General features: G+C 62.0%; 19 protein-coding genes and 1 tRNA gene. 13 read left to right on the top strand and 7 right to left on the bottom strand.

The genetic code is table 11. From position 1 onward, the window contains the following. Positions 1–44: 44 nt before the first annotated feature. From ACFFP0_RS18410 to ACFFP0_RS18400, 3 genes are all read right to left on the bottom strand, one after another. Positions 45–1,211 carry a D-alanyl-D-alanine carboxypeptidase family protein gene (locus ACFFP0_RS18410; protein ID WP_377263656.1) on the bottom strand — a complete coding sequence of 389 codons (1,167 nt, stop codon included), beginning with the start codon at positions 1,209–1,211 and terminating at the stop codon, positions 45–47. Between the two features lie 68 nt (positions 1,212–1,279). After that, entirely contained in the window at positions 1,280–2,458 is a 1,179-nt protein-coding gene (locus ACFFP0_RS18405; protein WP_446692713.1) for a septal ring lytic transglycosylase RlpA family protein, read from the bottom strand. Between the two features lie 180 nt (positions 2,459–2,638). Then, positions 2,639–2,875 (bottom strand): DUF6894 family protein, encoded by a 237-nt coding sequence (locus ACFFP0_RS18400; RefSeq protein WP_377263523.1) that lies wholly within the window; start codon positions 2,873–2,875, stop codon positions 2,639–2,641. Between the two features lie 143 nt (positions 2,876–3,018). Between ACFFP0_RS18400 and ACFFP0_RS18395 the strand changes: the two genes are divergently transcribed. From ACFFP0_RS18395 to ACFFP0_RS18385, 3 genes are all read left to right on the top strand, one after another. Beyond that, on the top strand, positions 3,019–3,738 hold the full coding sequence (locus ACFFP0_RS18395) for a Crp/Fnr family transcriptional regulator (RefSeq protein WP_377263522.1): 720 nt from the start codon (positions 3,019–3,021) through the stop codon (positions 3,736–3,738). Between the two features lie 73 nt (positions 3,739–3,811). Beyond that, positions 3,812–3,901, top strand: a tRNA-Ser gene (locus ACFFP0_RS18390). A 592-nt stretch (positions 3,902–4,493) separates the two neighbouring features. Beyond that, positions 4,494–4,655 carry a hypothetical protein gene (locus tag ACFFP0_RS18385; protein ID WP_377263521.1) on the top strand — a complete coding sequence of 54 codons (162 nt, stop codon included), beginning with the start codon at positions 4,494–4,496 and terminating at the stop codon, positions 4,653–4,655. Between the two features lie 11 nt (positions 4,656–4,666). Here ACFFP0_RS18385 and ACFFP0_RS18380 read toward each other — a convergent pair whose 3' ends face one another. Next, positions 4,667–5,164 carry an adenylate/guanylate cyclase domain-containing protein gene (locus tag ACFFP0_RS18380; RefSeq protein WP_377263520.1) on the bottom strand — a complete coding sequence of 166 codons (498 nt, stop codon included), beginning with the start codon at positions 5,162–5,164 and terminating at the stop codon, positions 4,667–4,669. Between the two features lie 161 nt (positions 5,165–5,325). Between ACFFP0_RS18380 and ACFFP0_RS18375 the strand changes: the two genes are divergently transcribed. The 9 genes from ACFFP0_RS18375 (at position 5,326) to ACFFP0_RS18335 (ending at position 14,680) form a co-directional block, all read left to right on the top strand. Further along, positions 5,326–6,018 (top strand): endonuclease III domain-containing protein, encoded by a 693-nt coding sequence (locus ACFFP0_RS18375; RefSeq protein ID WP_377263519.1) that lies wholly within the window; start codon positions 5,326–5,328, stop codon positions 6,016–6,018. A 76-nt stretch (positions 6,019–6,094) separates the two neighbouring features. After that, the gene (locus ACFFP0_RS18370; RefSeq protein ID WP_377263518.1) at positions 6,095–6,442 is read left to right on the top strand and encodes a DMT family protein; all 348 of its coding nucleotides are present in this window, start codon (positions 6,095–6,097) and stop codon (positions 6,440–6,442) included. A 216-nt stretch (positions 6,443–6,658) separates the two neighbouring features. Further along, the gene (locus ACFFP0_RS18365; protein ID WP_377263516.1) at positions 6,659–8,542 is read left to right on the top strand and encodes a peptidylprolyl isomerase; all 1,884 of its coding nucleotides are present in this window, start codon (positions 6,659–6,661) and stop codon (positions 8,540–8,542) included. A gap of 19 nt (positions 8,543–8,561) precedes the next feature. Further along, on the top strand, positions 8,562–9,578 hold the full coding sequence (gene trpD / locus ACFFP0_RS18360; protein WP_377263515.1) for an anthranilate phosphoribosyltransferase: 1,017 nt from the start codon (positions 8,562–8,564) through the stop codon (positions 9,576–9,578). Between the two features lie 4 nt (positions 9,579–9,582). After that, positions 9,583–10,398, top strand: a complete 816-nt coding sequence (gene trpC / locus ACFFP0_RS18355) for an indole-3-glycerol phosphate synthase TrpC (RefSeq protein ID WP_377263514.1) — start codon at positions 9,583–9,585, stop codon at positions 10,396–10,398. A 5-nt stretch (positions 10,399–10,403) separates the two neighbouring features. Then, entirely contained in the window at positions 10,404–10,883 is a 480-nt protein-coding gene (gene moaC / locus ACFFP0_RS18350) for a cyclic pyranopterin monophosphate synthase MoaC (RefSeq protein ID WP_377263512.1), read from the top strand. Between the two features lie 13 nt (positions 10,884–10,896). Next, complete coding sequence (locus ACFFP0_RS18345; RefSeq protein ID WP_377263511.1) at positions 10,897–12,111, top strand: molybdopterin molybdotransferase MoeA; 1,215 nt, start codon at positions 10,897–10,899, stop codon at positions 12,109–12,111. A 258-nt stretch (positions 12,112–12,369) separates the two neighbouring features. Next, positions 12,370–13,920, top strand: coding sequence for a putative bifunctional diguanylate cyclase/phosphodiesterase (locus ACFFP0_RS18340; RefSeq protein WP_377263509.1), 1,551 nt, complete (start codon positions 12,370–12,372; stop codon positions 13,918–13,920). A 187-nt stretch (positions 13,921–14,107) separates the two neighbouring features. Beyond that, positions 14,108–14,680 carry an NADPH-dependent FMN reductase gene (locus ACFFP0_RS18335; protein ID WP_377263508.1) on the top strand — a complete coding sequence of 191 codons (573 nt, stop codon included), beginning with the start codon at positions 14,108–14,110 and terminating at the stop codon, positions 14,678–14,680. Positions 14,681–14,699: 19 nt separating this feature from the next. Here the strand turns inward: ACFFP0_RS18335 and ACFFP0_RS18330 are convergent, their stop codons facing one another. Beyond that, positions 14,700–15,137 carry a VOC family protein gene (locus ACFFP0_RS18330; RefSeq protein ID WP_377263506.1) on the bottom strand — a complete coding sequence of 146 codons (438 nt, stop codon included), beginning with the start codon at positions 15,135–15,137 and terminating at the stop codon, positions 14,700–14,702. A gap of 91 nt (positions 15,138–15,228) precedes the next feature. Continuing rightward, a complete protein-coding gene (locus ACFFP0_RS18325) occupies positions 15,229–16,401 on the bottom strand; it encodes a citrate/2-methylcitrate synthase (RefSeq protein WP_377263504.1) in 1,173 nt (390 codons plus the stop codon). A 73-nt stretch (positions 16,402–16,474) separates the two neighbouring features. On the opposite strand from ACFFP0_RS18325, the gene ACFFP0_RS18320 reads away from it, so the two are divergent. Beyond that, positions 16,475–17,563 (top strand): citrate synthase/methylcitrate synthase, encoded by a 1,089-nt coding sequence (locus ACFFP0_RS18320; protein ID WP_377263502.1) that lies wholly within the window; start codon positions 16,475–16,477, stop codon positions 17,561–17,563. A 9-nt stretch (positions 17,564–17,572) separates the two neighbouring features. Here ACFFP0_RS18320 and ACFFP0_RS18315 read toward each other — a convergent pair whose 3' ends face one another. Next, positions 17,573–18,343: an SDR family oxidoreductase gene (locus ACFFP0_RS18315; protein ID WP_377263500.1), complete on the bottom strand. Its 771-nt coding sequence runs from the start codon at positions 18,341–18,343 to the stop codon at positions 17,573–17,575. Positions 18,344–18,367 lie beyond the last annotated feature (24 nt).

The raw sequence follows: 18,367 nt of genomic DNA, 5'->3' as shown, positions 1-18,367 counted from the left end.
CGTTTATAGCGCATATAGGTGCGGTGCGAAACAATCGGCAGCCATCAAAGCCAGAAGAACATCAGTTCAAGCAAGGCGTCCGTCGCCTGGCTGGTCAGGCTTCCGGTTCCGATGGATCGTGCGCTCACCAGCGGCACTTCCCGCACCACCCGTTCGCCCGAGGAGATCCGCAGCACGCCGACGGGCTGCCCCTCCGCCACGGGCGCTCTCAAAGGCCAGCGATAGACGATTCGGCCGGAAAGGCGATCGGGGTTGTTGGCCGGCAGATAGATGTCGACGGGTTCCTTCGCGATCAGATCCACATAGCGCGACGTCCCGCCATAGACGCTCGCCTGGCCGACCACTTCGCCCTGCTTGAAGAGCACTTTGGTTTCGAAGGAGGAAAGCCCCCATTCGAGCACCTTCCTGGCTTCCTCGAGCCTTTCCTTGTCGCCGGCAAGCCCGCCCATGGCCAGGAAGAGGCGCGTGCCGTTGCGCTCGACGGAAGCAACGAGCGCATAACCGGAACCCTCGGCAAATCCGGCACCGAAACCGTCCACGCCGATATTCAGCGCAAGAAGCGGATTCTTGTTGCGCTGGAATATCTTGTTCCATGTGAAGTCCGGCTGCGCATAGAGCGGATAGAATTCCGGATATGTCCCGTAGATGTGCCGGGCGAGTTCGACGAGGTCACGGGCCGTCGTACGGCTTTCGGCATCCGGAAGGCCGGTCGAATTGCTGAAGATCGAGCGGGTGAGACCGAGATCCCTGGCGCGCGCCGTCATCCGGGCGGCGAATTCGGCATCCGAGCGGGAAATGCCCTCGGCCAGAACCATGCAGGCATCATTGGCGTTTTGAATGATGACGCCCCTGAGCAGGTCGTCCACGCGTATCTGGGATTTCAGGGCGGCGAACATGGTCGTTGTTCCGGACGGCGCTCCTCCGGTTCTCCAGGCATGTTCGCTGACGGAATAGACGGTGTCCCGGCTGATCTCGTTCCGCTTGATCGCGCTGAAGACGACTTCCATCGTCATCAGCTTGGCGAGCGACGCGGGCGGAAAAACCTGGTTCTCGTTGGAGGCGAGCAGCACCGTGCCGGTCTTTGCCTCGATCATGTAGACCTGCTTCGCCTTGGTGACGAAGGCGGGGGGAGATTCCTGCGCCATTGCCAGTCCGGAGAGCCAGGTGGCGCCATGCACGATCAGGCAAAACAGAAACAGAAGGTGCCGCATCATCACCCCATGGACGTTCCGTCCCATGCGTAGCAGCGGCAACTGCAACAGGCAATTGCCGCGGAAGGTCAGCGCACGGGCTTTTGACCGGGTGTGGGGTTTTGAAGCACCATGTTGCCGAAGATGACGACCGGTTCCTTCGCCCGCTGCTCGCCCGCATAGGCGGTCGCCGTGGTCTGGGGTTGCGGTTGCCGTGCCTGAGGTTCGATCGGACGAATGTCCGACGCCATCCGCGCCGGCTGCTGAGCCGGTGCCGCCTGACGTGGCTGCGGGGCGGGATAGGCTGCTGCGGCTACCATCTTCGCCGGCTGGCGCACCTCGGCGGTCCCCGGGCGGTCGTTCGGCTTCGGCGCAGCCTGCGACGCCGCCGCGACATTGTTCTGCGCTGCAGAGGCAGGTTTTCCGGAGGATACCGGCTTCGCACCCGCTGGGACGCGTCCGGCCTGCACGACCGGCTGCGGCATGGAGGAACCGTAGCTCTGCAACTGATCGCCGAGCGGCTGGTTCGAGGCGACCATCACGCCGGTTGCGATCTGTCCTTCCGGACGGATCGACGGCAGGCGGTCGCCCTTGCGGATATAGGATGCCATGAGGAACGGCGTGTCCTGGCCGTCCATGCGGGCCCGGCCGACATACTGCACGTTCACCTTCGCGGTCCCGGTGCGCTTTATATCGAGCATCTCGGCGGTTTTCTCGGAAACGTCGAGGATGCGGCCCGGATGGTATGGCCCGCGGTCGTTGACGCGCACGATGACCGACGACCCCGTTTCGAGGTTCGTCACCCGGGCGTAGCTTGGCAGGGGGAAGGTCGGATGCGCGGCAGAGAGATGCTCGCTGTCATAGACTTCGCCATTCGCGGTGAGCCGTCCGTGGAAAGCGGAGCCATACCACGAGGCCAATCCGTTCTTGTTGTAATTCGGATCTTCCTTCGGAACATAGGTCTGGCCCTTCACCTGATAGGGCTGACCGACCATGAAGCGCCCGCCGCCCTTCGGAATGGCCTGCCCATCGCCCACGACGCGCGGACTTGCCTTCACGCCGTATTCCTTTTCGGAGAAATACTCCTTGCTGCGGGATTTCTTTTTCGGCGCCTCGGTCGTGGCGCAGGACGCCATTCCGAAACAGACCAAAGTAACCCCGAGCCACTTCACGCCTAGTGAAAGCTTGCCGCCACTCAAACCCAAACCCGTCCGTTTATATCGCCGCCTTGCCGCGACGGACAGAGACAACCCTCGTAACTGTCTCATCCTTCGCGGATATTGAACCGGTTCGAGACATGCGACGATGCCATTGAACTGATATGGGACGAGTTTTGCCCGCAACATGGCGGAAATGCGAGCCAAATCGGTCACATAGATAAAATTCTATCGAGTATGGTTAATGAATTGATGCCGATGACGGCGTGGTCTGCAGCTTTGAGCCTTCCCTCACGGATACCAGTGTGTCCTGAAGGACAGATGGCCGGCAAGAACCGGCCTGCCCTGTTCGTCACGCACCTCGACGGAAATCATGCCGCCGTCGCGGCCAGGAAACTCCTCCTGGGCGATATCCGCAAGTATCCGGCTTACCTCCCGGCTGATTTCCTCCGGGCTGGTCATGTCCTGGCCCTCCAGGTCCCGGTTGGTGCCCGCTCCGTTGATAAGATCGAAAAAATATCGCGCCATGCCATGTCTGCCGCTACCGGTCCATGGACGCCGAATGACCGGCGACGCTGTTTGTTCCCGTCGGTCGCCGCGTCGTTCATCCGATGCGTTTGAACCTTTCGTGATCTCTTCCGTTTCTACCTTCAGGCAAATCGAGGAAAATCGTGATCAACTCCCTGTTTCTCAACCTTCAGCAGCATGATGTCCTGACGGATGAGGAGCGGGATCTATTAAGGGGGATCATCGTTCGCGAGAGGCGTTTCGCCGCCGGTGAGGATCTCGTGGTGGAGGGATCGAGACCGGCATTCAGCAGCCTGCTTGTGGGCGGGTTTGCTGCACGTTACAAGCTGACGGGTGAAGGGACGCGGCAGATCACCGCGATCCATATTGCCGGCGATTTCGTCGATCTGCATGCTTTCCTGCTGAAGACCATGGATCATGGCATCATCGCGCTTTCTCCGTGTCACGTCGCATTTGCCGACCACGGGGAACTGAAGAAAATCACGGAGCGCCACCCTCACCTGACCCGGATGCTCTGGCTCGACACGCTAGTGCACGGTTCCATCCACCGCGCCTGGATCGTTGCCATGGGGCGGCGTTCGAAGGCATCGCACCTGGCCCACATCATCTGCGAGCTTTACGTCCGGCTGGGCGTCGTCCACCGCACGAGCGGCCCAAGCTTCCATCTGCCGTTGTCGCAGGGCGAAATGGCCGATGTGCTGGGCCTGTCGCTCGTCCACATGAACCGCGTCATCCAGCGGCTCCGGCGTGAGGGCCTGATTTCCTGGATCAACCAGACGATCACGATCCTGGACTGGGAACGGCTGGCGGAAGTCGCCGAATTCGATCCCACCTATCTCAGCCTCTCGGTGGAGCCGAGATAAATCGCCTCCCCTGAAATCATCGATACCATTCAGTTGACGCCGAAGACCGGCAAGCTATAAAGCCAGCGTTCGGGGAAGAGTGTCCGAGTGGTTTAAGGAACCGGTCTTGAAAACCGGCGTGCGGGAAACCGTACCGTGGGTTCGAATCCCACCTCTTCCGCCATTGTATTGATTTTATTGCGTTTTCTAATCTAGAAAATCCCATTGACGATTTGCTTTAGCAAATTCGGGGCCTTTCGCTAAAGAACTGGCATAGCTGAATACCAATAGCACGCCGGCATTGGAAAGCAGCCGACATGAGAAGCCGTTTGCGGCGCCCCCTGCAATGTAAGAATGATAAAGAGACCTTCTCCCGGCCCCGCGCCCCTAATCTCTCAACTGCCGCTCGAAATCCCGAATGGACTGGTCGATCCAAGGCTCGCGATATCCAAGGGTATAATCGATATCGTTATGGCTCCGGCGTCTCTGAAAAACGGATAGCAGACGCTTCAAGATCGCTGCCAGCTGCACGGCTCCCCCCATTCGATGATCGAAAGACCCGGCGTGCGCCTCGTGTGATCAACACGCCGGGCCTCCTGCCGTAAGGCGATACGGCGTGTCTGAATTGACATTTGCTAAATGAACGCTAGCTGAATAACCGGATGCGGATAGCCCGTTGCGAATCCGCATCCGGCCATCTATCAAGCTCGGCGCAAGCCAACATCCCTATCGTTTTCCCGTCCGGGATGAACCCGGGGCAGATTGGGGACAATGATATGTCGAACGAAACCATGTCGATAAGCCAGCCTTCCGAACAGTCGATCGCGCTGTTCCTGCAGGACAATGACGCCGACAAGCTGACCGATATCCTGGTCGAGGCGCTCTACGAAGCTTTCCGCACCCTCGAAGACGAAATTCGCCCTGAGACAATGCATTGAGGCTGCGTTATTCAGGCATTGCCGGGTATGCTGGGCACCTGTCCGTAATAGGCGGCCAGTATCGGCAGGTCGTTGATCAGGCGCGATGCAAGCGCCTGCTGGGCGGCGATGTCGTCCCGATAACGAGCCTCAAGGAAATCCCGATGCGCCTCTAGGACAGTCTCCGGGCATGAGCGTATCGCGGTATGGACCGGCGTTTCCTCCGTCTTGCCCTTGACCGCGATTCGGTCGAGTTCGAAGACGGCGAAATTCTTCCGAACGGCGTTTGCCGTCCCCTCGCCCAGAAGCAGCGACACGCCATAGGCTTTCGACGCCCCTTCCAGCCGTGCCGCCAGATTGACCGCGTCGCCGAGGGCGGAATAGTCGAAACGGCTCATCGACCCCATGTTGCCGACGACGCATTCGCCGGTATTGACGCCGATACCGATCCGCAACGGATAGTGGGTTCGCCCGGCGCGATCCGCTTCCGCCTCCAGGCTCGCGTTCAGTGCCTCCATTGACGCGAGCATGTCGAGTGCCTTTCGCGGCCTGATGTTCACCGTCCTGGCCTATGTCCTGCTTCTGCTGATCAACCAGAATCCGGGATGAGGATTGCATTTGTTCTTATTTTGTTCTAATTGAGGATATGCAGTTCGCTTTCGATTTTGGAGCTCCGACCGATATTTCGCTGATGCGCGAAGGCTTGCGTTCGGCCTTCGCTGGTTATCGGCCGCATAATATCCGCGAGCCGGTCGGCCAGCTCGTCAAGTCGATGATCAGCAGCCGGACCAAGGACGAGGTTTCACTGAGAGCCTATCAGAACCTGACGAAGCGCTATCGGCGATGGAGCGATCTCGCGAAGGCGTCCGTCGCCGAAATCGAACGCTCGATCAGCAGCGTCACCTATGCGAATGACAAGGCCTCCTATGTGAGGGACGCACTCGGCCTGATCGCCAGGGATCATCCCGATTTCGATCTTTCGTTCCTGAGGGAGCTTTCCGTTCCCGAGGCTCTCGCCTGGCTGCAGGCGCTTCCCGGCGTCGGCCGCAAGGTCGCCGCCTCGACGCTGAATTTCAGCACGCTCGCCATGCCGGCCTTCGTCGTGGACACGCATGTCCTGCGCGTGCTGATCCGCTTCGGCGTGGTGGGCGCCCGGGCCGACATCGAGGCGGCCAATGAAGCGGTGATGGCCGCCGTGCCCCATTGGACGGCTTTCGAGCTTTCGGAATTCCATGTTCTCACCAAACGTCTCGGTCAGCTCTCCTGCCGCTTCGACGACCCGAGCTGCTCCGAATGCCCGCTCAAGACGCATTGCCGTTTCGCCGGCTCCGCAGCGATGGCCCGGACGGCCGCCTGTCCGCCCGATTTTCGCACGGCCCGGTAAAGGGGATACCGCTTGTGTTTGCGGAGCGAACATGATTGCCGTAGGGCGGTCTCCTTCCTCCACGGATTCGTTCGTCATGCCCACCACTGCCATCCCATTCCTTACGATCGGTTTTCTCATCCTCTCGAATGTGTTCATGACATTCGCCTGGTATGGCCACCTGAAATTCGAAAACAAGCCGCTTTACCTCGTCATTCTCGCCAGCTGGGGCATCGCCTTTTTCGAATATTGCATGCAGGTGCCGGCCAATCGCATCGGTTACGGTTACTTCAACGCGGCACAGCTGAAGACCATCCAGGAGATCATCACGCTTTCCGTCTTCGTGATCTTTTCCGTGCTCTATCTGGGCGAGACGATCCATTGGAAGCAGATCGTCGGTTTCGCCTTCATCGCGCTGGGCGCCTTCTTCATCTTCACGAAATAGGCCGGGATCGGGAACCCGCGCGAGGCCGGCGCATGACCGGCGTGCGTTGCTTACATGCGCCCGGCGATGCGATGAGCAGACAGTCGGGCGTGCCTGATCCGGTACTGTTCGCTTTTCCAAAGGCACGCCTTCATTTCCGTCTCGGTTTGATTTAGAGACAATCCTTCGATCCGCCTTGTCGAAGGCGGAAGGACTGTTTGCAAGGTATGTTGATCGATGCTTGATTCCCTCAGAAACGCCGCCCGCTCCTGGGTCGCCAAGGCTCTCCTTCTGCTTCTGGTCGTCTCCTTTGGCATCTGGGGTGTTTCTCATTCGGTGCTGACGACAAGCAGCAATACCGTGATGACCGTCGGCGACCAGCAGATCTCGACGGAAGAATTCCGGCTTGCCTACCAGCGCCAGATCGCCAACCTTGGCCGGCAGTTCGGAATGCAGCTCACCGCCGAGCAGGCGCGCGCTTTCGGCGTCGAGAACGAGGTCTTTACCCAGCTTGCGGCGGGAGCCGCGCTCGACCAGCTCGCCGACGACATGAATCTCGGCCTGTCGGAAGACAGGCTTGCCAACCTGATCTCCGAAGATCCGGCTTTCAAGGGCGTCAACGGCCAGTTCGACCGCAACCTCTTCACGTCGCGTCTCCGCAACGCAGGCCTGCGCGAGGACGACTATATCAAGGAGCGCAGCAAGGCCGCCGTGCGGAGCCAGATCGTCGAGGCGGTATCCGATGGCTTCAAGCCGCCGCAGGTGCTCGTCGATGCCCTCAAGAGCTATCGTGACGAGAGCCGTTCCGTCGATTACCTCCTGCTCTCCAACGCCAATATCGATCCGGTGAAGGCGCCTGCAGACAGCGTTCTTTCGGCCTGGTTCGAAGGAGCGAAGAGCCGATATCGCGCTCCGGAATACCGCACTTTCGCCTATGTGAAGCTGCAGCCGGCCGATATCGCAGATGCGTCTTCGGTCACCGACGATCAGGCGCGCGCCCAGTACGAAAAGAACAAGGATACCTACAAGACCCACGAGACGCGCACGATCGAGCAGCTTCCGTTCCCGAGCAGGGAAATGGCCGAAGCCGCGGCGGTGCAGCTCAAGGACGGAACGGCGACGTTCGACCAGATCGTAAAGGATCAGGGCAAGACAGTGTCGGACGTGCTGCTTGGCGATTTCACCAGGGAGAACGTCCCCGATCCGGCCTTTGCCGAGCCGGTGTTCAAGGTCGCCGCTGCCGGCGGAACGACCCCTGTCATCAACGGCACCTTCGGTCCGGTGATCCTGCGTGTCATCAGCATTCGTCCGGAGACGACGCGTTCTTTCGACGAGGTGAAGGAGGATATCCGCAAGCAGCTTGCCGTTTCCGCCGCCTCGCAGGAAGTTCTGAGCGTCCATGACCGCTTCGAGGATAGCCGCAGCGGCGGCACGTCGCTGGAGGAAACGGCCAAGGCGCTCAATCTCAAGACCGTGGTCGTCACCTCCGATGCGTCGGGCCGCAACGAGCAGGAGCAGAAGATCGCCGATCTTCCGGCGTCCAATCAGTTGCTCGGCGAGATTTTCCGCACCGAGCCGGGCGCCGATACGATCCCGGTCAACCTCGGCAACGATGGCTATATCTGGTTCGAGGTGCGCAACATCGTGCCCGAGCGCGAGCGGCCGCTTGCCGAGGTGCGCGAAAAGGCCGTGGCCGACTGGACGGCGGATCAGCAGCGCCAGGCGCTGGCCGCCAGGGCGACCGAACTCAAGGGCCGTCTGGACAAGGGCGAGGCATTGGCGGCGATCGGCGCGGAATTCGGCCTTGCGGTGGAGAACAAGCAGGGTCTGCGCCGGGGCGCCGAAGATGCGATCTTCGGCAGCGAAGCCATTGCCGCGGCCTTCTCCGGACCGGTCGATACCACCGCCACGGCGCTCGGTGCCGACGGCGAAAGCCGTCTGCTGATGAAGGTGACTGCCGTCGATCAGGCGACGACCGACGCATTGTCCGGTGACGAACAGCTGGAGCGCATGGCGCAGGCCGCCGGCGACGACATGCTCGACCAGATGGTCAACAGCCTGAAGGACAGTTACGGCGTTTCCGTCAACCAGACCGTCGTCAATCAGGTGATGCTCCAGTAACGCGCGAGGTAAGTTGAGTATGCCTGAGCTGAAACCACTTATCGCCAAGGTCGCCAATGGCGAGAGCCTGACGCGCGAGGAAGCGCAAGGCGCCTTCGACATCCTGATGTCCGGCGAAGCGACCCCGTCGCAGATCGGCGGCTTTCTGATGGCGCTGCGCGTACGCGGCGAGACCGTCGCGGAAATCACCGGCGCAGTCGCCACCATGCGTGCCAAGATGCTGCCGGTGGTCGCGCCTGCCGATGCCGTCGATATCGTTGGCACGGGTGGTGACGGTGCCGGCACCTACAATATCTCGACGCTGGCCTCCCTGATCGCCGCCGGCGCCGGTATTCCTGTTGCGAAGCACGGCAATCGCGCTCTGAGCTCCAAGTCTGGCACGGCCGACGCGCTTTCCGCGCTCGGGGTGAACCTGGAGATCGGACCGGAACACATCGCGCGCTGCATCAGGGAGGCGGGCATCGGCTTCATGTTCGCCTCCATGCACCATGCGGCCATGCGCCATGTCGGTCCGAGCCGCGTCGAACTCGGCACGCGCACCATCTTCAACCTGCTCGGACCGCTTTCGAACCCGGCCGGTGCCCGCCGCCAGCTTCTGGGCGTCTTCGCGCCGAAATGGCTGGAGCCGATCGCTGAAGTGCTGCGTGATCTCGGTTCCGAAACCGTCTGGGTCGTGCATGGCGACGGCCTGGATGAAATCACCACGACGGGCATCACCCAGGTCACCGCGCTGGAGAATGGCAGGATTCGTTCCTTCGAACTGACGCCGATGGATTTCGGCGTACAGCCGGCAACGCTTGCGGAACTCAAGGGCGGCGACGGCATTGCCAACGCGGCGGCCTTGCGCGCCGTGCTCGGCGGTGCGAAAAATGCCTATCGCGATATCGCGCTCTGCAATGCGGCGGCCTCGCTTGTCGTCGCCGGCAAGGCCGAGACGATCGCCGACGGCATGAAGCTCGCCACCCGTTCGCTCGAAAGCGGCGAGGCGGCGGCGGCGCTCGATCGTCTGGTTGCCGTTTCGAACGAGAAGGATTGAAGCCGTGACCGATATCCTGAAGAAGATCGAAGCCTACAAGCGCGAGGAGATCGCCGCTGCCAAGGCGGCCCTCCCGCTCGCCGAATTGAAGGCCCGCGCGGCCGACCAGCCGGCTTCGCGCGGCTTTTACCGCGCGTTGCAGGCGAAGAAGGATGCCGGCGCGTTGGGCCTCATTGCCGAGATCAAGAAGGCAAGCCCCTCCAAGGGCCTGATCCGTCCGGATTTCGATCCGCCGGCGCTGGCCGCCGCCTATGAGGCCGGCGGGGCTGCCTGCCTTTCGGTTCTTACCGACCGGCCGAGCTTCCAGGGCGCACCGGAATTCCTGACATCCGCCCGCAATGCCTGTTCGCTGCCGGCCCTGCGCAAGGATTTCATGTTCGAGACCTATCAGGTCTACGAAGCGCGCGCCTGGGGCGCGGATTGCATTCTCCTGATCATGGCCTCCCTTTCCGACGATGAGGCGCGTGAACTCCACGACGTCGCCGCCGGACTCGGCATGGATGCGCTGATCGAGGTTCATGACGAGGAGGAGATGGAGCGGGCGCTCAAACTCCCCTCGCCGCTGATTGGCATCAACAACCGCAACCTGCGTACCTTCGAGCTCAGCCTTGCGACCAGTGAAAAGCTGGCGCCGATGGTGCCGGCCGATCGCCTGCTTGTCGGTGAAAGCGGCATCTTCACCCACGAGGATTGCGAGCGTTTGAAAAAGGTCGGCATCAACACCTTCCTCGTCGGCGAGAGCCTGATGCGCAAGGATGACGTCGCTGCGACGACGCGGCTGCTGCTGACGGGCAAGGCTGCGACCCTGGCGGCGGAATAGGGACGATGGCGGGCCTCACCCATATCGGCGCTTCCGGTGAAGCGCATATGGTCGATGTCGGCGACAAGGCTGAAACAAGCCGGTCGGCGACGGCCGAAGGTTATGTCCGGATGCAGCCGGAGACCCTGGCGCTGATCCGCGAGGGGAATGCCAAAAAGGGCGACGTGATCGGCACGGCGCGGCTTGCCGGCATCATGGCCGCGAAGAAGACCGCCGATCTCGTTCCGCTCTGCCATCCGCTGATGCTGACCAGGGTTTCGGTCGACATTGTCGAGGACGCGGGACTTCCCGGCCTGCGCGTTGCCGCAACGGCAAAACTCACCGGCAGGACCGGCGTGGAGATGGAGGCGCTGACGGCCGTATCCGTTGCGTGCCTGACGATCTATGACATGGCCAAGGCCGCCGACAAGGGCATGGAGATCGGTGGTATCCGCCTTCTCGAAAAGACCGGCGGCAAATCCGGAATCTATCGCCGGGAAAACTGATTGGAGGGCTGATATGGCGTTGCTGCCCGTTTCCGAGGCGAAAAGCCGTCTGTTGGACAAGGCGAACCCGAGCACCGCAACCGAGAAGGTGCCGCTCGGGGAAGCGGATGGCCGCGTTCTTGCCGAAGGCGTGGCGGCCCGCCTCACCCAGCCGCCTTTCGATGCCTCGGCGATGGATGGTTATGCTCTGCGGGCGGAGGATGTGCCAGAGATCGGCGCGGAGCTGACGGTGATCGGCAGCGCTGCGGCCGGCCACGCCTTCGAGGGCAGGCTTGGCAAGGGCGAGACCGTGCGCATCTTCACCGGTGCTCCGATGCCGGAAGGAGCCGATTCCATCCTCATCCAGGAAGACGCCGAAAGGCTGGATGCGGAACATATCCGCACGCGGTTCGAGGTGAGAAAAGGCCGGCATGTTCGCCCGCGCGGCCAGGACTTCACCGAGGGTGAAATGGTGCTGCCCGCGGATAGCCTGCTCGACTTCTCGCACCTGACCGTCGCGGCCGCCATGAACCACCCGGAGCTTTGCGTCTATCGCCGTCCGCGTGTCGCCATCCTGGCGACCGGCGACGAGCTGGTCCAGCCCGGCGGCACACCCGGCCCGGCGCAGATCATCGCCTCCAATACGTTCGGCATTGCGGCGCTTGTGAGAGACAATGGCGGCGAGGTGCTCGATCTCGGCATCGTCCGGGACCGGCAGGCGGATATCGCCGCGGCAATAGAAAAGGCGCGCAATGCGGAGGTTGAAGTGCTCGTGACGCTCGGCGGCGCATCCGTCGGCGATCATGACCTCGTCCAGTCGACATTGACGTCCGCAGGCATGGAGCTCGACTTCTGGCGGATCGCCATGCGGCCGGGGAAACCGTTGATGGTCGGAACGCTCGGCGGCATGCAGGTGCTGGGCCTCCCCGGCAATCCCGTGGCAAGCCTTGTCACCGGCATGCTCTTCCTGGAGCCGCTGCTGCGAAAACTCGCCCGCCTGCCGAAAAGGCGCCGCGAAGTGCCGGGCATCACCGCAAGGACGCTTGCCGCCAACGATCAGCGACAGGACTATCTGCGGGCAACGCTTGCGAAGGATCGCGACGGCAACCTCGTCGCCGAAGCCTTTGAAAAGCAGGATTCTTCCATGATGAAAATCTTCGCCCGCTCCGACGGCCTCATCATCCGGCCGCCGCATGCGCCCGAACTGCCGGCCGGCGCCCCCTGCCCCATATTGCTGATCAGGCCCTGACGATAAAGCCGGGGAACATCTTTCGCCTGTCGCAATCCCGGACATTCACCGGTTCTGCGCGGCGCGAACTCGTACAGCAGTATAAATTATCTTGATACGGATCAAGATATCGCGCTTTTGTTGCGACCATTCCGGGATTGCCTAAAAAACGATGCAGTCCTTTAAATTTCATTTAGATAGCAAGTTCTAATATGGTCTGATCCTGCGATAATGACTGTCGCATCCAACGCCATGACGGCCATCCTTATGGAGACGGACGTGTCGTTTTTGCGTAGTAAGGCGGGGATTCAGGCCATCCTCGTGGCTGTACTCGGGCTTTCCCTTCTGTTCGTGTTTTCGAGCGAGAATGCCAGCGAGCGCCTCATGGATTTCCTCGATGCGCACGAGCACCGGCAATTTGACGAAATCTATCTGATGGTCACCATCCTGGGACTTTTCAGCTTTGTCTATGCCGTTCTGCGCGCCTGGGACCTGCATCGGGAAATCGCCCGCCGTGACCGGGCTGAACGGCAGGTCGGCTGGATCGCCGAACACGATGGGCTTACCGAGTTGCCGAACCGGCGCGCGTTCGAAGAGCGCATCAAGGCGTTTGCCGCCGGAAATACGAAGGACAACATCGGTGTCTTCGTCATCGATCTCGACGACTTCAAGAAGGTCAACGATCTGATCGGTCACCATGCCGGCGATGCCGTGCTTGTGGAAGCGACGCGGCGTTTGAAGGAAATCTTCCCCCATGAGGAAATCTTCCGCCTTGGCGGCGACGAATTCGTCGTCCTGACGCCCCTCCGGCAGGGCGTCGATATGGACGCCCTCGGGGAGCGGATCACGCACCGGCTCGCACTGCCGTTCGAGGTCGACGGGATCACGGTGGAGATCGGCGCCAGCGCCGGCTACGCCCTCTATCCGGAACATGGGGATTGCATGGAATACGTGCTGCGGTGTGCCGACGCAGCGCTTTATGCCGCCAAGGCGCAGGGCAGGAACAACGTTTTTGCCTATGACAGAACGCTGCGCGAACGCGTTCTGTACCGCGCCCGTATCGAGCGCGAACTCAGGGCCGCGATCAAGGACAACCTGATCGTCCCCCATTATCAGCCGATCGTCCGGCTGAGGACCGGCGAAGTCATCGGCTTTGAGGCATTGGCGCGCTGGAAGGATGCAAGCGGCCAGTTCGTGCCTCCATCCGAATTCATCGCCATCGCGGAAGAGAGCGGCCTGATCGTGGAACTGACCGAGAAGCTGTTGCGCGATGCCTGCAGCACGGCAACCGGCTGGCCCAAATCCACCACGCTCTCGTTCAATATTTCTCCGGGGCAATTGCAGGATCGCCTGCTCGGCCTTCGCATAACCAAGATTCTCCACGAGAGCGGCCTCGCGCCGAACCGCCTGGAGATCGAAATTACGGAAACTGCGCTTATTCGTGACATGGAGGCGGCTGCGAAGATCATCCATGATCTGCATGACGCAGGAATCAAGGTCGCGCTGGACGACTTCGGAACGGGCTATTCCAGCCTCGCGCAGCTTGCGAACTTCTCCTTCGACAAGATCAAGATAGACCGAAGCTTCGTCTCCTCCTTCAATGAGCAGCGCAAACAGCGCAAGATCGTCCGCGCCATCATCGGCCTTGGTCTCGGCCTCGATCTCCAGACGACCGCCGAGGGGATAGAGACGGCCGAGCAGCGCGCCCAGCTTCTCGGCATGGGGTGCACGCTCGGCCAAGGTTATCTGTTCGGAAAGGCGATGTCGGCGTCCGAAACGCTGCAGCTCCTGAGCGATCTGGAAACCTCTCCGAGATCCCGGGTCGGCTGACGCTTTTCCCTGCTCCATTCGTTTATCGAGATATTCGATGCCCATCCATCGAGTGACGATGCTAGAAGCAGGGCCGCCCGGTCGCTAAAAAACAAATCGGAGCCTGCGGCCTTTCGATCGTCCATATGGCGGCACGCTGGCCGGTCGCGCCGGAAATTCATATCCGTGGATGAGAGGAAAGCTTCCCGTGTCCAACCCGAAGATCGGCATCATAGTCGGCACCACCCGCCCCAATCGTTTCGCCGACAAGCCGGTCGAATGGCTGAAGTCGCTTGCCGACCGGCGTGACGATCTGGATTTCGAGGTCGTCGATCTGCGCGACTATCCGATGCCGCTCTTCGAAGAACCGGTTTCTCCCGCGCGTGCGCCCTCCACCAATCCCGTCGCACAGAAATGGGCCGCGAAGATCGCCTCGCTCGACGGCTACGTATTTATTACCGCCGAATACAATCACAGCATTTCCGGTGCGCTGAAAAACGCGCTCGATTACGTTTATCCCGAGTTCGTCCGCAAGCCCGCGACCTTCGTGGCCTATGGCGGCGTTGGCGGCGCCCGCGCTGTCGAGCAGCTTCGCCTGATCTGCATCGAATTGCAGATGGCCGCGTTGCGGGCGGCCGTGCATATCTCGCGCGATCAGTTCGCAGCCGTCATGCAGGGCGAGAAGACGCTCGCCGATTTCGAGGCGCTGCAACAGCAGGCGACCCTGGCGCTCGATGACCTCGCATGGTGGACCAACACGCTGAAGGCGGGCCAGTCGTAAATCCCGGATGATCCCACGCTCAGGAGACGGGCTCCTCTTCGCCCTGCCCCTGTTCGATCAGCACCCAGATATGACCGGCGGGATCGAACACCGAAGCCACTTGCCGTTCTCGCGTGTCTGTCTGGACCTCGTCGCGGACGATCCCTCCCGCCTCGACCGCGGCGCTGACGACAGCCTTCACGTCCGGCACGGTGAGCTGGAAGATGGCGCTGACCGCGCCGGCAGTCCCGGGATGGAACGGTCCTTCATGGGACGGCGCGGCTTCCCGTTTCGGATCGGAGCCGCAGACCGTGATTCCCATCGGTCCGAGCCGCATCTCGATCATCAGCAACCTCAGCATCTCGTAGCAGTTGATTTCCTCCGCTCCGAAGGCCGCCCTGTAAAAATCCGCTGTCTCGCGCTCCAGCCCCTGTTTCACGAAGAGGCTCAAACTCAAGCTGAAATCGCTGCCAATCATTGTTCCCGTCGCCCTGATTCCGCTGCCAGATTAGAGGAAAATCGATGACAGTGTCACGTCCGGCGCAGCAAATGGCGGCGATTTGCGGGCTTCATCCTTCCGGCACGCCTGCCGGACCCGTATAGCGAGCCCCCGGACCCGTATAGCGAGCCCGCGGCCGGATGAGCTGACCGTTCTCGATCTGCTCCATGGCATGTGCGAGCCAGCCGGCCGTGCGGGCAAGGGCGAAGATGACGAGCGGCGCGTCCTCCGGAAGCTTGAAGGCGGCGGTAAGCGCGGCAAGCGCGAAGTCGATATTGACCGGTTCGCCGAGCAGTTCCTCACCGGCCTCCGCCAGAGAACAGTAGAGCCGGGGCGCTTCGAAACCCGCCATCAAGGCCTTCGCCCGGGGATCACCCTGTGGATAAAGCCTATGGCCGAAAGCCCGTACGAGCCCTTCGGAAGACAATGCTCCCCGGATTGCCTCCCGCACTCCGAGGGAGCCGGCCTGTTCCGCAAGCAGCGTCACGCTGAGCCATGCTCCGCCGTGCCTGGGTCCGGTGAGCGTCGCCAGGCCCGATAACGCCGCAGCCGAGAGCGCTGCGCCGGAAGACGCCGTCACCCGCGCTGCAAAAGCCGAGACGTTGAGTTCATGCTCCGCGGCAAGTACCAGCGCCCGGCGGATGGCGTCGGCCGCGTCCGGGCGCTCCCATCCGTATGCGAGACGCCGGTCCAGAGGCATCGGCTCGCCGTCCCAGGGCGCGAGCCCCTCGGCGACGGTGGACAATACGGCCGCCGCCTCCGGCTGGAGAACCGATGGTTTCCTGCCGAGAGCGGGCAGATCGGTCGCGACGCGCGTCGCGAGAAGGGTGAAGGCATTCGCTATGCGCGCTTCTCCCCTCTTTCCGCACCCGGCCGATCCGATATGCACAACACCGCTTTCCCACAGAAGCGCGGCGACCTCCTCCAGCGTCATATGATCGGAAAGCGTCACTGCGTCGTGACCGCGATAGAACAGCCTTCCATCGGCAATCGTCGAGATCGCTGTCGGCAGAACGGGGTCACCCCAGCGAATCGCCTCGGCCGCCACGGCTGCCGATTGACGACGGCCGGCATGACGTTCGGCCAGACGCCTCACGTCATCCGCCTGATAGAGGCTCCGCCGCGGGTCCGCCGGGTCCGGTTTGGCGCGGATACGTCCACGGCTGACATTGGCGTAGAGCGTCTGCGGTTTTGTCCCGAGCCGGGCAAGCGCTTCCTCGGCGGTGATCCAGAGTGTGTTCATATTGATCGATTGCATCAAGATTGACGTCAATAAACGTAGAACCGATCATCCTCCCCGTAAAGGAGAAACACCCATGAAAAACGGACTTGAAGACGTCGTTGCCGCCGAAACCAGCCTGTCTGACGTGGATGGAGAGGCCGGCCGCCTGATCATTCGCGGCATATCCCTGGATCGCCTCGTGGAACACGCGGCTTACGAGGAGGTAGCCGCATTGCTGCTCGACGGCCTGCTGGATCGCTCCGTGACTGCCGGCGACCTGAAAGCCCGTCTCGGCCGCGCGCGCATGGACGTCTTCACCCATGTCCGTGCACTGGATGCAACGCTTCTGGAACTGCCGCCGGTGGATGCCATGCGCTCCCTGATCGCCCGGCTGCCGGATGGCGAGGATTTCGATACGGCCCTGCGGCTCCTCGCTGCTCCCGCCGTCTTCCTGCCGGCCGTGCTCCGGCTTCAGCGAGGCGAAACGGCTGTTGCTCCGAACCCTGCCCTCTCGCATTCGGCCGATATCCTTGCCATGCTGAATGCGACCTTGCCGACCGGTGAGCAGGCCTCCGCGCTCGATGCCTATCTGGTGACGATCTGCGATCATGGTCTGAACGCGTCCACGTTCGCCTCGCGGGTCATCGCCTCCACCAGGGCGGGCCTCACGTCTTCCGTCCTTGCGGCAATCAGCGCTCTCAAGGGACCGCTGCACGGCGGCGCACCGGGACCGGTGCTCGACATGCTGGATGCCGTCGGCGGCGCAGCCCATGCCAGGGCATGGCTCGGTCAGGCGCTCGACCGGGGTGAGCGGCTGATGGGATTCGGCCATCGTGTCTATCGTGTTCGCGATCCGCGCGCCGATGCGCTGAAAAAAGCTCTGCGGCCATTGATCGCGACCGGCCAGGTCGATCAGGCCCGCATCGGGCTTGCCGAAGCCGTCGAGCAGGCGGCGCTTGCCATCCTGAGGGAGCGCAAGCCGGACAGGCCGCTGGACGTCAATGTGGAGTTTTATACGGCCCTGCTGCTCGATGCCCTGAAATTCCCGCGTGAGGCTTTCACTGGCGTCTTTGCAATCGGCCGCACCGCGGGCTGGATTGCGCATGCCCGCGAACAGGCGCTGGAGGGCCGTCTGATCCGTCCGCGTTCGATCTATGTCGGGCCGGAGCCGCAGGCCGCCTGAGAGGGCGTCTCACATCCGGATTGACATTCCGCCGTCAACGGTCAGGACATGTCCGTTGACGAAGGATGCCGCGTCGCTCGCAAGGAAGAGTGCCGCGCCGGCGATTTCCTCCGGTCGGCCCCATCGCTGAAGCGGAACGCGCTGGCGGGCAAAGGAGATCATATCCGGATTGTCCGACAGGGCTGCATTGGTTTCCGTCGCGAACATCCCCGGAGCGATGGCGTTGCTCGTGACGCCATACGCGCCGTATTCGACGGCAAGGCTGCGTACCAGGCCGGTCAGGCCTTGCTTGGCGACGGGGTATATGGCGTCTCCCGGAAGCGCCATGCTGCCGATGATCGACGTGACCGCGATCAGGCGGCCATGGCCTTGTCCCTTCATGATTTCGGCGGCATCGCGGGAAAGCGAGACCGCCGAGAGAAGATCGGTCTGGATCAGTTGAAGGATATCGGCGTCGCTGAATGCAGCCAGGGGACGCCGGTCGCGCGCTCCGACATTGTTGATCAGGATATCGAGCCGGCCATGCGCCTTGTGAAGCCCGGCGATGACGGCGCGGCCCGCCTCGATGTCCGCCACGTCGAAAGCCTCGGCCCGGGCCTTCCCGCCCTCGTTTTCGATGGCGGCAACGGCCTGATCGAGCGTTTCAGCCGTTCGCCCCGTCAAAATCACATGGGCTCCAGCCCCCGTAAGGGACCGGGCCATCTCGAAGCCGAGCCCTCGCCCGCCACCCGTGACAAGCGCCACACGTCCTGCCAGGGAAAACCTGTCGAAAATGCTCATCTGGCAATCACCGACCAATAAAAA

Origin of the sequence: Neorhizobium puerariae (assembly GCF_042429745.1) — a bacterium.
Taxonomy (GTDB): domain Bacteria; phylum Pseudomonadota; class Alphaproteobacteria; order Rhizobiales; family Rhizobiaceae; genus Neorhizobium; species Neorhizobium puerariae.
Note: the sequence above shows the minus strand (reverse complement) of the source record. Positions and strands in the feature narration are given on the sequence as shown.